Origin of the sequence: Nocardia pseudobrasiliensis NBRC 108224, from assembly GCF_001613105.1 — a bacterium.
GTDB lineage: Bacteria > Actinomycetota > Actinomycetes > Mycobacteriales > Mycobacteriaceae > Nocardia > Nocardia pseudobrasiliensis.
Genome location: NZ_BDBS01000037.1, coordinates 59,163 through 73,645 on the forward strand (window position 1 = coordinate 59,163; position 14,483 = coordinate 73,645).

General features: G+C 66.2%; 13 protein-coding genes. 5 read left to right on the plus strand and 8 right to left on the minus strand.

Annotation, left to right across the window (positions count from 1 at the left end):
• Positions 1-369 (minus strand): 50S ribosomal protein L14, encoded by a 369-nt coding sequence (gene rplN / locus NP4_RS27210; protein WP_040745724.1) that lies wholly within the window; start codon positions 367-369, stop codon positions 1-3.
• Between the two features lie 331 nt (positions 370-700).
• Here rplN and NP4_RS27215 point away from each other — a divergent pair, with 331 nt between their 5' ends.
• Both NP4_RS27215 and NP4_RS27220 read left to right on the plus strand, forming a co-directional pair.
• Entirely contained in the window at positions 701-2,740 is a 2,040-nt protein-coding gene (locus NP4_RS27215) for a M13 family metallopeptidase (RefSeq protein ID WP_245998291.1), read from the plus strand.
• A gap of 65 nt (positions 2,741-2,805) precedes the next feature.
• A complete protein-coding gene (locus tag NP4_RS27220) occupies positions 2,806-3,147 on the plus strand; it encodes a Uma2 family endonuclease (RefSeq protein ID WP_068003682.1) in 342 nt (113 codons plus the stop codon).
• A gap of 9 nt (positions 3,148-3,156) precedes the next feature.
• Here NP4_RS27220 and NP4_RS27225 read toward each other — a convergent pair whose 3' ends face one another.
• Both NP4_RS27225 and NP4_RS27230 read right to left on the minus strand, forming a co-directional pair.
• On the minus strand, positions 3,157-3,738 hold the full coding sequence (locus NP4_RS27225) for a Uma2 family endonuclease (RefSeq protein ID WP_068003684.1): 582 nt from the start codon (positions 3,736-3,738) through the stop codon (positions 3,157-3,159).
• Positions 3,739-3,758: 20 nt separating this feature from the next.
• Positions 3,759-5,279: a sugar porter family MFS transporter gene (locus tag NP4_RS27230; RefSeq protein WP_068003686.1), complete on the minus strand. Its 1,521-nt coding sequence runs from the start codon at positions 5,277-5,279 to the stop codon at positions 3,759-3,761.
• A gap of 251 nt (positions 5,280-5,530) precedes the next feature.
• Between NP4_RS27230 and NP4_RS27235 the strand changes: the two genes are divergently transcribed.
• Complete coding sequence (locus NP4_RS27235) at positions 5,531-6,208, plus strand: AIM24 family protein (RefSeq protein WP_068003688.1); 678 nt, start codon at positions 5,531-5,533, stop codon at positions 6,206-6,208.
• 50 nt (positions 6,209-6,258) lie between these two features.
• On the opposite strand, the gene NP4_RS27240 is transcribed toward NP4_RS27235, so the two are convergent.
• On the minus strand, positions 6,259-8,382 hold the full coding sequence (locus NP4_RS27240) for an amylo-alpha-1,6-glucosidase (protein ID WP_068003690.1): 2,124 nt from the start codon (positions 8,380-8,382) through the stop codon (positions 6,259-6,261).
• Positions 8,379-9,605: a glycosyltransferase family 4 protein gene (locus NP4_RS27245; protein WP_245998309.1), complete on the minus strand. Its 1,227-nt coding sequence runs from the start codon at positions 9,603-9,605 to the stop codon at positions 8,379-8,381. The genes NP4_RS27240 and NP4_RS27245 overlap by 4 nt, the downstream gene beginning before the upstream one ends.
• Before the next feature lie 253 nt (positions 9,606-9,858).
• On the opposite strand from NP4_RS27245, the gene NP4_RS27250 reads away from it, so the two are divergent.
• Positions 9,859-10,842, plus strand: a complete 984-nt coding sequence (locus NP4_RS27250) for an ABC transporter substrate-binding protein (protein WP_068003692.1) — start codon at positions 9,859-9,861, stop codon at positions 10,840-10,842.
• Between the two features lie 130 nt (positions 10,843-10,972).
• Positions 10,973-11,947: an alpha/beta hydrolase gene (locus NP4_RS27255; protein WP_114755761.1), complete on the plus strand. Its 975-nt coding sequence runs from the start codon at positions 10,973-10,975 to the stop codon at positions 11,945-11,947.
• An 11-nt stretch (positions 11,948-11,958) separates the two neighbouring features.
• On the opposite strand, the gene NP4_RS27260 is transcribed toward NP4_RS27255, so the two are convergent.
• The 3 genes from NP4_RS27260 to NP4_RS27270 are packed head-to-tail and all read right to left on the minus strand — an operon-like array spanning position 11,959 to position 14,482.
• The gene (locus tag NP4_RS27260) at positions 11,959-12,723 is read right to left on the minus strand and encodes an ABC transporter permease (RefSeq protein WP_068003695.1); all 765 of its coding nucleotides are present in this window, start codon (positions 12,721-12,723) and stop codon (positions 11,959-11,961) included.
• Positions 12,720-13,499, minus strand: coding sequence for an ABC transporter permease (locus NP4_RS27265; RefSeq protein ID WP_068003697.1), 780 nt, complete (start codon positions 13,497-13,499; stop codon positions 12,720-12,722). Before NP4_RS27265 ends, NP4_RS27260 begins: the two co-directional genes overlap by 4 nt.
• Positions 13,496-14,482: a daunorubicin/doxorubicin resistance ABC transporter ATP-binding protein DrrA gene (locus NP4_RS27270; protein ID WP_068003699.1), complete on the minus strand. Its 987-nt coding sequence runs from the start codon at positions 14,480-14,482 to the stop codon at positions 13,496-13,498. Before NP4_RS27270 ends, NP4_RS27265 begins: the two co-directional genes overlap by 4 nt.
• Between the last annotated feature and the right edge of the window lies 1 nt (position 14,483).

The following is a 14,483-nucleotide window of genomic DNA, read 5'->3' on the forward strand; positions in this document are numbered from 1 at the left end:
TCAGAGCACCTCCGGGGCCAGCGAAACGATCTTCATGAAACGCTTGTCGCGCAGCTCACGGCCGACGGGGCCGAAGATGCGGGTGCCACGCGGATCGTTGTCCGCCTTGATCAGCACCGCGGCGTTCTCGTCGAAACGGATGTAGCTGCCATCCGGACGGCGGCGCTCCTTGGTGGTGCGCACGACGACGGCCTTGACGACATCGCCCTTCTTGACGTTGCCGCCGGGGATGGCGTCCTTCACGGTGGCGACGATCACGTCGCCGATACCGGCATAGCGACGCGACGAACCGCCGAGCACGCGGATGCAGAGGATCTCCTTGGCACCCGTGTTGTCGGCGACGCGCAGTCGCGACTCTTGCTGAATCACTTCAGCTCTCCTCCTGGACCTGGACGATATGCACGCCGGATTACCGACCCGACGGGCATGGTCAGTTGCCCTCCGAACGCGCGCCTGCCAGCGGTTTTGCTTGATCCGAGGATCGACCACTGGGGGTTCACGGCCTGAGTGCGGGCACAGCTGTCCCGCAGGCAACCGGTTCAGTGTAGCGAAGGGCCAGGTCGTACCCAAATCGGGCCGGGCGGCCGACGACCAGGGAGCGGGCGTCGCGTTAATTCAGCCGTTCCTCAGCCGATTGCATTAGCCTCAGGCCAACAGTATGGCCGAACAAGATCATCAAGCCGTCGGGAAGAGGTTGTCTGTGACGTCTCATGGCCGGGCCCGCCTGGATCGCCGCTCGTTCCTGCTCGCCTTGGGCGCGGTGCCCGTCGCGACCGCGCTCGTGGCCTGCTCGAAAGAGGAGTCCGCGCCCAAGCAGTTGCACGGGCCGGATCTGTCCGGCGTGGACGATACGGTCCGGATCCAGGACGATCTGTTCCGTCATATGAACGGCAAATGGCTGAAGGACTATCAGCTGCCGCCGGACAAGACCAGCTTCTCCACCTTCGACGAGGTCAGCGATCGGGTTCTCGATCAGCTGCGCACGGTGATCGACGGAATCAAGGATCCCAAGGACGGCACGACCGGACAGCAGATCCGCGATATCTACGACGCCCGAATGGATCTCGACGCCATCGAGAAGTTGGGCATGACGCCGCTGCAGCCCATGTTCTCCCAGATCGACGGCGCCGCAACGAAACCCGATCTGGCGAAGGTGATGGGCGCGCTGCCGCTGGGCGGCCTGATGGGACTCAGCATCTCCATCGATCGCAAGAATTCCAATGCGTATCTGCCTTCGGTGAGCCAGTCCGGCATCGGCATGAGCGAGCAGTATTACCGCAAACCCGAATTCGCGGAATACCTTTCGGCCTATCACACACTGCTCGAGAAGCTCTCGGCGGGCGCGGGCTTCCCCGATCCGAAGGGTTCGGCGCAGCGCGTCCTGGATCTGGAGACGCGCATCGCCGCGGCGTACTGGGACAATGTGAAGACCCGCGACGCCGACGCCACCTACAACCTGAAGTCCTGGAACGATCTGGTCGCTCTCGCACCGACTTTCGACTGGGATCCGTGGCTGGCGGGCAGCACCAACCGGCCCAAGGATCTGTTCGCGACGATCGTGGTCGGCGAACCGTCGTTCGTCACCACGGCGGGGCAGATCTGGACCGATACCGATATCACGATCCTGCGGGATTGGTTGAAGCTCAGCCTGCTTCGCAAATACGCCAAGTACATGAAGAAGGAGTTGTCCGACGCCAACTTCGATTATCTGAAGGCCACCAGCGGAATTCAGCAGCGGCCGGAGCTGTGGAAGTCGGCGGTGGGCGTCGTGGAGGGCAGCCTGGGCGAACCGCTCGGAAAGCTGTACGTGGACAAGTACTTCCCGCCCGAGGCCAAGGACAGCGCCAAGGCGCTGGTCGACAACCTGATGTCGGCCTACCGGGACAACTTCCGCAACTCCACCTGGATGTCGCCGCAGACCAAGGATGCCGCGATCGCGAAATTGGACAAGATCACGGTGAAGATCGGCTACCCCGACAAGTGGGTGGATTATTCGAAGGTCAAGATCACCCGCGGCAAGCTCGTCGAATCCCTGTTGGCCGTCGAGGCTTTCGAGGCGCAGCGCGCGATGGACAAGCTGGGCACCCCGGTCGACAAGAGCGAATGGGGTATGTCGCCGCAGACGGTCAACGCCTACTACGAGGCCACCTCGAATTCGATCAACTTCCCCGCCGCGATCCTGCAGGCCCCGTTCTTCGACAAGGACGCCGAACCCGCGGTGAACTACGGCGCGATCGGCGCGGTCATCGGCCACGAGATCGGGCACGGCTTCGACGATCAGGGTTCCAAATACGACGGCGACGGCAACCGTCGCGACTGGTGGACCCCGCAGGACAAGGCCGCCTTCGAGGCCAAGACCAAACAGCTCATCGATCAGTACAACGCGCTGGTCCCCGAGGGCCTGGCCCCCGACCAGCACGTCAACGGCGAACTCACCGTCGGTGAGAACCTGGCCGACCTGCGCGGCCTGCTGATCTCGCTGTCGGCCTTCCGCATCGAGGAGAAGAAGAACGGCCGCGACACCCCCGACTACACCCCCATGTTCCAGGCCTGGGGCCGCAACTGGCGCGAAAAGCAGACCAAACAGAACCTCGAGCAGCAGATCGCCAACGACCCCCACTCCCCCGGCGAATTCCGCTGCAACCAGGTGGTCCGCAACCTCCCGGAGTTCTACGCCACCTTCGCCGTCAAGGAATCCGACAAACTGTTCCTCCCGGAAAACCAGCGAGTCAGCCTCTGACCCGTTTGACCGGCTACTCTGTGGATGTCAGCAGGTAGGCCGGGAAGGAAGGATGCCGTGAGTGTGTGGGCGTGATCGATCGCGATGCGGCACGAACCGCGCACGAAGCGAATACCCGCACCTTCTACGGCCGTGACCTGCTCTTGGTCGCGGAGGTGGTCTCACGTCGCAGCGGCAGCGAGCATGTCGACCGGGTCGACAAGATCTATGACTACGCACACGCCGGAATCGGCCAATACTGGATCATCGACTTGGAACCACATCCACGCATAGAGGTCCACGTCCTGATCGACGGCGAATATGGTTCGCCGACAACCGTTCACGCGGGCGATGTGCTGAGCCTCGAATCGCCGTTCCCGATCAGCATTGACCCGGCGGTCCTACTGGACGTAGACAGCGCCTGGTGAGCAGCCGCCTCAGCGGGCCAGTTCCGCCAGCACGATCTCGCCGACCACCACATGTTCCAGCCGCAGCACCCCGCTGCGGTGGAACTGGTGGAGGCGGTATTCGCCCGCGTGCGCGTCGAGACGGAATTCCAGGACGTCCTCGATCTCGTACTTGTCGTTCAGGACGATGACGAGATAGAGCGGAATGCCGACCCGTGCGTACTGGGCCTTCTTGTCGAGGAGGTCCTCGGCCGCGGTGGACGGCGAGGACACCTCGACCACGATCAGTGCGTCCCCGGCCTCGGTTTTGGCGCCGGGCGTGTCCAGGCAGCGGTAGACGACCACGTCCGGGCGGCGGAAGGTGAACTTCGGAACCCGCCAGAGCACCACATCGATATCGGTCTCCGCGCGCACGCAGGGTTCGGTGCTGGGCAGCCGTTCCAGTTCGCCGGCCAGCCTGCGGGCGATCCGATTGTGTTCGGGCGTAGGCGATTCGCACACGATCACATGACCGTGGACCACCTCGATCTCACGGGCGACGTCCTCGGGCAGCTGACGATACTGCTCCTCGGACATCTGGTGCGGAAGCGAGTCCACCGCCTGGATGGTCATGCAGGCAGCTTACCCAGCGGCTACCGCGAAACCTCGCTGGAGATATTGCCCCGCAGCGGAAGGAACGTCCCCTCCCGCAGAGACTGTTCGATCTCCTCGAGCGAATGTCCCTTGGTTTCCGGGACCAGGAAGAAGACGAAGATGAAGGACAGGGCGTTGAAGCCCGCGTAGAGGATGAAGGCGGGGCCGATGCCGAGGGCGTCGATGGTGGTGAGGGCCGTGAGGGTGAGGATGAGGTTGGAGCCCCACAGGGCTACCGCGTGCAGGCTGGTGGCGCGGTCGCGGATGCTCAGGGGGTAGAGCTCGGAGCCGAGGAGCCAGCCGACGGCCTGTAGGCCCGCGGCGTTGCAGGCCATATAGGCCAGCATGAGGGTCAGGGTGAGGTAGCGGTCCGGGTGGGGGGTGAGGACGAACAGTGCGCCGAAACCGAACAGGAACAGGGTGGCGCCGGGGATGAGGATCAGCATCAGGCGGCGGCGGCCGATCACGTCGACCAGGCGCTCGCCGACCGCGGTGAAGATCAGGTACACCGTCGCGATGCCCAGGCCGGACCAGCTGACCAGCTTCGAGTCGAAACCCGCGTCACCGAGGATGGTGTGCGAGTAGTAGATCATCATCTCCAACCCGGACAGCTGGGTGAACGCCGCGATGCCGAGGCCCGCCAGCAGGGCCGGACGGACCCAGCGCTGGCGCAGATTGGCCCAGCCGCCGCGCGATTCGCTGCGCTCCTGCTGGGTGATCGCCCAGATCTCCAAGGTTTCGCGCACCGCGACCGAGCGATTCGGGCGCAGCTTGCGCAACACCACCCGGGCCTTGCCGACGGTGCCGTTCTCGATCAACCAGCGCGGCGTCTCGGGCAGTCGCAGCATGGCCGCGGCGAGGACCAGCGCGGGGAGGACGGCGATGCCGATCATCCACCGCCAGTCGTCCCCGGCCTCGAACGCGTCCCCGGCCAGCATGCTGACCAGATTGGCCAGGAAGATACCGACGCCGATCGCGATATTGAAGAAGGTGACCATCGCGCCCCGTCGCCGCGGCGGCGCGAGTTCGGCGATATAGGTCGGCACGATCTGCGAACAACCGCCGACCGCGAGACCCAGGAAGAACCGGCAGCCCGCCATCATCCACTCGTTCACCGCCAGCGAGCAGGCCACCACGCCCACGGCGAACACGCAGGCGATGATGAGGATCGTCTTGCGGCGGCCCAGCGCCTTCGACAGCGTGCCACCCACGAGCGCGCCGACCACAGCGCCCGCGAGGATCGCGGCGGTGACGATCTCCTGCCAGTGATGGTCGATGCCCCACTGCGCCGACATCTTCGGCAGCGCGCCGGAGATGATGCCGGTGTCGTAGCCGTAGAGCATGCCGCCCAGCGCGGCGAACAGCGCCACGATCAGCACATTGCGATGCGCGCTCAGGGACTCGTCGCGCGTCGGCCGCTCCGGCGGTGAGATGACGATCTCGTAGCCGTCGAGATTGCGGCGGCGCAGCCGGGGCAGGAAATTCCTGCGTCTGCCCAGTGTCGAAACCTCGCCAGCCATCGCACCAGTCGAACGCGCACCCCGAGGTTCGCGCAAACCGAACGGTTGCTAATTCCGGTCGAGAACGATCTCCGCACCCACGATGACGAGCGCGGGAGGTGAACGTTCGGCCGTATTGTGATTTCGCCCTCTTCGGCCGAATTGTGATCGGCGTCGCACCGCAGGACCCACCGAATCCGGGGCAGCCGACACCCGCGCGCTCGGCTAGCATCGGTGTTTCGAAAACCCGTGGCACTCAGGAGAGTTCCGGCATGCGCAGTTCATTTTTCGGCAATCTGGAGCAGGGACAGCAACCTCCCGGACAATTCACCCTGCAGAATTCCAAGATGCTGTGCGTGCACCTCAACGGCGATGTGCTGGCCCGGCAGGGTTCCATGGTCGCGTTCCAGGGCCAGATGGACTTCAACTACGAGGGCGCGGGCGGGATCGGCAAGTTCATCAAGAAGGCCGTGACCGGCGAGGGCGTGCAGCTGATGCGGGTCACCGGTCAGGGTTCGCTGTTCCTCGCCCACGACGCCCACGACATCCACCTGTTCTATCTGGAGAACGAGGGCATCACCGTCAACGGCGAGAACGTCCTGGCCTACGAACCGCAGCTGGCCTCGAATATCGCGCGGGTGCAGGGCGCGGGCATGGCCGCGGGCGGGCTGTTCAACACCACGCTGCACGGCACCGGCTGGGTCGCGGTCACCACGCACGGGGCTCCCGTGATGCTCGACGCGAGCCGCGCGCCCACCTTCGCCGACGGTCAATCCGCGGTGGCCTGGAGCACCAGCCTCCAGGTGGGCGTCAACCGCACGTTCAAGGTGGGCGCACTGATCGGCCGCGGCAGCGGCGAGGCGGCCCAATTGGCCTTCCGCGGCCAGGGTTTCGTCCTGGTCCAGGCCAGCGAGGGACCGACGGTCCCGCCGCACAGCCACTCCAACTGAGGTCCGCCACGCGAGAACGGCCGGGGCGCGACCCCGGCCGTTCCGCTGTCCTAGTGCGTGATCAGCCGCCAATCGTCGGGCAGCGTGGAAGCCACCACCCGATCGCCGTCGACTGCCAGGTCGAGCAGGGTGCCGCCGAGGCGCATATCGGTCAATTCCACTCTGCCCCAACGACTGGGCAGATGGGGCAGCACGGTGAGCGAGCGCTGCGGGACATCGGGATCCAGACCGAGGAATGAGCGGACCAGCAGCAGCGGGGCCGCGCTGGCCCAGGCCTGGGGTGAGCAGGAGGTGGGGTAGGGCACGGGGGCGGGGAATCTGGATCTCGGGAAACCACAGAACAATTCGGGGAGTCTGCCACCGAAGGCGGCGGCCGCGTCGAGCAGACCGTCGGCCAGGCGGGTGGCCAATTCGACCGCACCGGGAATGTGTCGGTAGCGCAGCAGCCCGGCGACCACGATGGCCGTATCGTGCGGCCATACCGAACCATTGTGGTAGCTCATCGGATTGAACGCGCCCATGCTGGAAGCCAGTGTGCGCAGGCCGAATCCGGAATCCATCTCCGGGGTGGCCATGCGCTGGATCAGCTGCGCGGCGTGCTCGTCGGGCACGATGCCCGACCACAGGCAGTGCCCCACATTGCTGGTCAACGCGTCGACACGCCGCTTGTTGCGATCCAATGCCACCGCGTACCAACCGTGTTCGGGCAACCAGAACGCCTCGGTGAACTTGGTGCGCAGCGCCGAAGCCTGATCGCGCAGCGACGAGGCCAGCTGCCCCTCGCCGAATTCGTCGGCCAGCTGCGCCCGCGCCTGTAGCGCGGCATACCGATAGCCCTGCACCTCACACAGCGCGATCGGCGCCTCGGCCAAATGCCCTCCGCAGTCGTTGATTCCGTCGAAGCTGTCCTTCCAGCCCTGATTGATCAGACCGCGATCGGTGGCGCGCTGATATTCGATGAAACCGTCGCCGTCGCGATCGCCGAAGTGCGCCATCCAATCCAACGCCGCGTCGGCCGCGGGCAGCAGTGCGTGCACCGCGTCCGACGGCGCGCCCCAGCGCCGCGCCTCGGCCAGCAGCATGACGAAAAGCGGTGTGGCGTCGACGGTTCCGTAATAGACCTCCCCGCCGAGCACCATACTGTTGGACGGCCCGCGCCGGATCTCGTGCATGATCCGCCCGGGTTCCTCCTCGGTGAGCGGATCCACCCGCTGGCCCTGCATCTCGGCCAGCTGCTGCATGGTGCCCAGCGCCAGGCCCACATCCAGCGGCAGCGCCATCCACGCGGTGAGCAGGCTGTCGCGGCCGAACAGGGTCATGAACCACGGCGCGCCGGCCGCGACGAAGGTGCGACCCTCCCGCTCGCCGTCGTGGATCTGCAACGCGCCCAGATCGCTTTCGGTGCGCTGCAGCACCGCGGTCAGCAGCGGATCGCCGGTGGTGAGTTTGGTGGCCGTATCCCGCCACGCCTCGATCTTGCGGCCGGGTTCGCTGGATTCGTAGTGCTCACCCGGGCGCAGCGGCAGATGTACGCGCTGATTGGCCGTGGTCGGCTGGGCCAGAATCTCGGTCTGCCAACGACCACCGGCCGGGACCACCACCCGCCACGACAGCGATCCCGGCAGCACCACCGGCAGTTCCGAGGAGGACACCGCCAAACCCCGGGCCCGATCGGAACGATCGTTGAGCAGCAACTCGTTATCGGTGACCAGCACCTCGGCCCGGCCGTGCCCGGCGCGACCCTCCTTGACCGCGAACAGATCCACGAAATCGGCGTCGGCGTGCAGCTCGAGCGCGACGGCCGTGGCCTCGCGCCCGAGATTCTCCAGCGTGACCGTCTCGCGCAACCCGTCGGCGACCAGGCGCTCGCGGACCACGAGCAGCGTGCTGTCGGCCGCGCCGGCCCGTGGGGGCCGGCGCAGCACGAATCGAGCGGTGAACGCCTCCGGACTCAGCACCGACAGCGGTTCCGGCCGCTGCCCGTCCACGCGCAACTCCCATCGCGACACCACCCGCGCGTCGCGATAGAACAGCCCGTGCGCCGTTCCCGGTTCGACATCACCTACTCGGTCAGACAGGCAGAAGGTGCTCCCCTCCACCAGAGTGACCGCCCCACCGGGGCCGCCCACGGTGGACGGTTCCCCGGCGTTGAATGCGGCGGGCGCTCCGTTCACGCACTATCTCCTTCCATGGCATCGGAGGTGTCTGCCGTTGCCGCACCGGCCACCCGCAGCGTCGCGGCGAGCGGCCGGGCAGGCGTCGTTTCCGGAACTATCGCGGGAACGTGCCCGGTCGCAACCGAACCCACCGCGGCGCGGCCGGATGCGGTCCAGGTGCTGATCGTGGTGATACCCCTGCCGGGACGAACTTTGCGCAGCACCCGGCGGTAGACGCCCTCGTAACCGCGCCCGAGGGTGTCGGCGCCGAAATTGCGCGCCACGTGATCGCGGCACGCCTGCGGGTCGTAGTCCTGGACTTCCTTGACGGCCACGGGCAACTCGGCCGGATCGTCACAGATGCGACCGGTGACCCCGTCGACGATCACCTCGGCGACGGCGCCGCCGCGCAACGCCACCACGGGCGTGCCGCACACCATCGCCTCGATCATCACCATTCCGAACGGTTCCTCCCACTGCACCGGGAACAGCAGACACTTGGCTTCGGACAACAGTTTTCGTTTGGCGACGGAATCGGCCATGCCGAACATTCGGTCCCGTTCGGTCAACAGCGGCCGCACCGCCCGATCGAAATACGCCTTCTCGGGTGGTTCGCTGCACTTTCCGGCGAGCACCAGCGGCAAACCGGCCGCGTGCGCCGCCTCCAGCGCCAGATGTGGCGCCTTGCATGCGGTGAACCGACCCAGGAACAAAGCGTAGTCGCTTTTCTCGGTACGGAAGGGCCAATCCTGCACACGCAGGCAGTTGTGCACCCGCCCGGTCCAATTCAGGTTCGGCGCAAGGGACTTCTGACGATCGCTGATGGCGACCAGCGACACATCGTCGCCGAGCGCGCGGTAGTAGGTGTATGGATCGCCGTCGACCGGTCCGTGCACGGTGACCACCGTGGGCAGACCCAGATCCCGGAAGAAGGGCGCGTTGAGCGGGCCCGCGAAGGTGTGATCGTGGACCAGATCGATCCGATCGCGGGCCAGAATCCGTTCGAGCGCGCGCCGGGCCTTCAGCGCGTGCACAACCTCCGGAAACGGATCGCCCAACCGGTCGGCCTGTATTTCGTCCCATACCGGGACGAACCGCTGCGCCCGGGTGCCGGGCTCGCCCGCACCCAGCAGTGTGACGTGATGACCGCGCTCGACCAGAGCGTCGACCAGATCCGCGACAACGGCCTCGACTCCCCCGTAGGCCCGGGGTGGGATGTCGAAATACGGTGGAACAATCATCGCGATACGGAACTGCTCGCCAATGCGATCGGCCGTTTCGATGGATGCGATATGCGCCGATAACTCTGCGCTCATGACCCTTTTCCTCCTGGGGCACAAACCGACAGCACTCAGTGGGGCAGAGTGCCGATACTGGCAACCGTCGCGTCCATCGGAAGATCGAAATCCGAGTACGGTAGCTTAGGCTAAGCTGACCTACTTCTGTGGTGGCCCAGACAGCACGGAAAGGCCCTCGACGAAGGAGAGTTCCACAATGAAGCCTGCCCGGACGTCTCGGTACCGCTGGGCGCGCGCGGCGGTCCTCGCCCTGGCCGGCGCACTCGCCGTGACCTTGGCCGGATGTGATTCGGGTTCCTCTGAATCCGGCTCCGGCAACGATGCCGTGGTGATCGACCATGCGCGTGGCGCCACCACGGTCCACGGCACCCCGAAGCGCATCGTCGCGCTGGGCAGCCAGTGGCTCGACACAACTGTAGCGCTTGGCGTGACACCTGTCGGGTATATCGACAATGTCGCGGCGATGGCGCGCACTCCATCGCCGTGGCTCCCCGATTCCCTCAGCGCCGCAAAGAAACTCGAGACCACGGGCAAACTGGACGAACAGGTCGCGGCGTTGAATCCGGATCTGATTCTGGTGGACGGCTTCGCGGCCGACCAGAAAACCTATGACACGCTGTCGAAAATCGCGCCCACCATTCCGGCGCTCGGCTCGGCGACCATTACGCCGTGGCAGGACGAGGTGACCGCGCTCGGAAAAGTGTTGCACCACACCGACACCGCCGACAAGGTGATTTCGGAGGTGAACGCGAAAATCGACGGCCTGGCCGCGAAGAACCCCGGATTGAAGGGTAAGACGTTCGTGAGCACCTGGCTCGCGAGCCCCGCCCAGCTGATGGTGCTGACCGACCGAAACGACGGCTCCGCCCAGGTATTCGGCCGCCTCGGCCTGCGGATCCCCGAGCGCATCGCCGCCCTGCCCGCCAATCAGGGCCGCGCCCAGCTGTCCACCGAACGCCTCAACGAACTCGACACCGATCTGCTCGTCGCGGGCTACTCCCCCGGCATGGACGAAAAGTACCGCCAGCTACCGGGTTACAGCGAACTGACCGCGGTGAAGAAGGACGCGGTGGTGTTCCTGACGGTCCAGGAGATCAGCGCGATCAACCAACCGACCGTTCTGTCGCTGCCCTACATGCTGGACAAGATCGCCCCCGCGCTGCCGAACGCGGCGAAGTAGCGGACCGGCCCGATTCGGTGGGAAACCGACCGGAACTCTAGGAGCGGTCGGCCGCCGAATCGGGCATTCCGTATGCATGACCCTCGTTAATGTCCTTGGTCTCCTTCAGTTTTCGAGGCTAGGACGCAGTATGCCGCTCCGCCGGACCACGGCCGTGCTCACCATGATCGGCGCGTTGTTCATCGGCCTGATCGTCGCGCCACCGGTCGCATCGGCGCAGGCCCAGATCGATCACATCGCCCAGCGCACCGATCGCTGGCAACAGGTCTTCGTGCGCTCACCGGCCATGCAACGGGTCGTACAGGTCGACGTACTGACCCCGGCCGCCGCGACCACACCGCATCCGACGCTGTATCTGCTCGACGGTAACGGCGCGGATGCCGCAGCGGGCCAGAGCACTTGGACGCTGCGCACCGACGCGGTGAACTTCTTCGCCGACAAGCAGGTGAACGTGGTGCTGGCCGTCGGTGGCGGCGGCACCTTCTACACCGATTGGCTGCGCGATGACCGCGGGCTGGGACACAACCGGTGGGAAACCTTTCTCACCCAGGAACTTCCGCCGCTGATCGACGCGACCTTCCACGGCAACGGCCGCGACGCGGTGGCCGGCGTCTCGATGGGCGGGCAGGCCGCCATGGCCCTGGCCACCCGCAATCCCACGCTCTACCGTTCGGTCGCGGCCTACAGCGGATGCCTGTTCACCGGCTCCATCGGCCAGGCCTACGTACGCACGGCCGTGGCCGAACGCGGCGGCAACGCCGACAATATGTGGGGCACGGCGCTGAACCCGCAATGGGCCGCCCACGACGTGGCCCTGCACACCGACGCCCTGCGCGGAAAGCCGGTGTTCGTCTCCGTCGCCTCCGGCATACCCGGTCCCCCCGACCTCGATTTCGATCCGCTCTACAGCTGGCCCACCACCGAAACCGAGGCCGTCGCCATCGAACAGGGCGCCCACGACTGCACCCTCGCCTTCGACGCCGAACTCCGCACCCACCACGTCCCCGCCACCGTGAAGTACTACCCGACAGGCACCCACTCCTGGCCGTATTGGCAACAGCCCCTGCATGATTCGTGGCCGATACTGGCCGCGGGGCTGGGGTGAGGATGCTTCGGTCAGCCCTGGGCGGCCTTGCGGTAGCCGCGGACGGCCAACGCGCCGAAGACTATTGCCAGGCCGAGGGACCAGGCCAGGGTTTGCAGGAAGGGGACCGCGGTGGGGCCACCGAGGGTGAAGTTGCGCATGGCTTCGATGGCGCAGCTCATGGGTTGGGCTCGAACTATCGGTTGGAGCCAGCCCGGGTAGTTCTCCAGCGGGACGAAGCCGGAGTTGAAGAACATGCCCAGCAGAGTTATGGCGGCGAATAGTTGGACTACCTTGGCTCCGGCCTTGCCGACGCCGACGGTGATGACCATGGTGGCGAATCCGGGAATCAGCACGACCGGAACCAGCAGCATTCCGAGCAGGCCCGGCCAGCCGGCGTGGAAGCGCAGGCCCAGGGCGACGCCGAGGGCGACCACGAGGGCCGTGGCGACCAGGGTGCGGCCGCATTCGGCGACCAGGCGGCCGATCAGGCCCGCGCCGCGGTGCACCGGCAGCACCCAGAAGCGCCGCAGCAGACCGCTTTCGACCTCCGCGTGCAGCGACAGGCCGGTGCCCATCGCGCCGTACATCGCACCCGTCACCGCGATCATCGGCACGAAACCATAGATGGCGTCGGTGCCCGAGGAGACGGTCAGCACCTTGTTCAACACCAGCTGATACATCAGCAGCAGCAGGATCGGCAGCACCAGCGTGGAGGTGATGACCTCCTGCTCGCGCGGCCAGCGCCGCATCAACCGCCCCGCTTCGACCAGGCTCTGGTCCACGAGAGTCCTCATGAGCGCCGCCTTTCCACCAGCACCGACACCGCGCTGAACGCCACGATCATTGCCGCGACCCAGGCCAGCGAAATACCCAGCGCCGCGGTGAATTTCCCGCCGGCCAGATCGCGCAGCGCCGCCGCGGCCTGGGAGACGGGCTGATTGCGCACGAACGGCTGAATCCAGTCCGGAAAGGCCTGTGCGGGAACGAATCCGGTCGACATCATGATCAGCAGCAGCTGCGGGGCCAGCAGCGCGCTCGCGCCGACCTCCGGCTTACCGGTGGCCACACCCAGCACATCGGCCCCGATCACCAGCGCGACCCCGAACACCAGCGCCAGAGCGATGAACGCCGCCGCCCCGGCCACATCGTGGAAGCGAAATCCGAACGCGCTGCCGATGACCAGCCCACCGGCGACCGCGGCCACCGCGCGCACCAGATTGGCCGACATTCGCGCGGCCAGCGGCAGCCACACCCGCACCGGCATGGAGCGCAACCGCGTGCCCATACCGCTGAAGGTGTCGCGGGCGGCGCGGTCACCGGCCGACATGGCGGTGAAGAACATGCCCTGCACCACGATCACCGGCAGCAGATACTGCGCGTAGTCACCGCCGCCGAGTTCCATCGAATGCCGCAGCGGCACATAGAAACAGATGAAGAAGATCATCGGCGCGAAGAAGCCGAACAGCAGATCCCCCTCACGGACCGCCGCGCGAATGGTGCGCCCGCTCAGCGCCCGCCATTGCAGATTCATCGGAACACGCAGCTCCGGCGGGACCTCCACCCCACTCATGCGCTCGCACCCACCGATTCGCCCTGCGGACGGGTCAGTTTGATGAACACCTCGTCGAGCGACGGGCGACGCAGCGCGATATCGATCAGTTCGATACCGGCCTCGTTCACCCGGGCCAGCACCGCGGCCAGGGTGGCCGCGCCGTCGGGCGCGGGCAGCGAGACGCGATCGGCGGATTCGGCGACGGTCAATTCACCCATTCCCCCCAGCGCCGAGACGATCCGGTCGACATCACCGGCATCGACTGGAACGACCTCGCAGTAGCTGGCTCCCGAGCGGGCCTTGAGCTGATCGGCGGTGCCCTCGGCGATCACGGTGCCCTGATCGATCACGATGATGTTGTCGCTGAGCGCATCCGCCTCCTCCAGATACTGGGTGGTGAGCAGAATCGTCACGCCCTGGCCCTTGAGCTCGCGGATCAGCGCCCACAGCCGCTGACGACTGACCGGGTCCAGGCCGGTGGTCGGCTCGTCGAGGAACACCACCTTCGGCAAGCGCACCAGGCCGCAGGCGATATCGATGCGGCGACGCATACCGCCGGAGTACTGGCCGACCCGGCGATCGGCGGCATCGGTGAGTTCGAACTGCTCGAGCAGTTGCGCCGCACGCTCTTTGGCCTGCCGGGGCCGCAGACCCATGAGCCGCGCGAACAGCACCAGATTCTCCCGGCCCGTCAGCACCTCGTCGAGGGCGGCGTACTGTCCGGTCAACATGATCGACGAGCGCACCTTCGCCGCCTCGCGCACCACGTCATGACCCGCGACCAGCGCCCGCCCGGCATCGGGCCGGGTGAGCGTGGCCAGCACCGAGACCATGGTGGTCTTCCCGGCGCCATTGGGCCCCAGCACGCCGAGCACACTGCCCGCCGGGACCTGGAAACTGATGCCCCGCAAGGCCCGCACCTCGCCGAACGATTTCTCGACCGATTCGACGACGATTGCCGAATCCGTGGTTTCCGACACCGGGATCTCCGTCCTCACCATT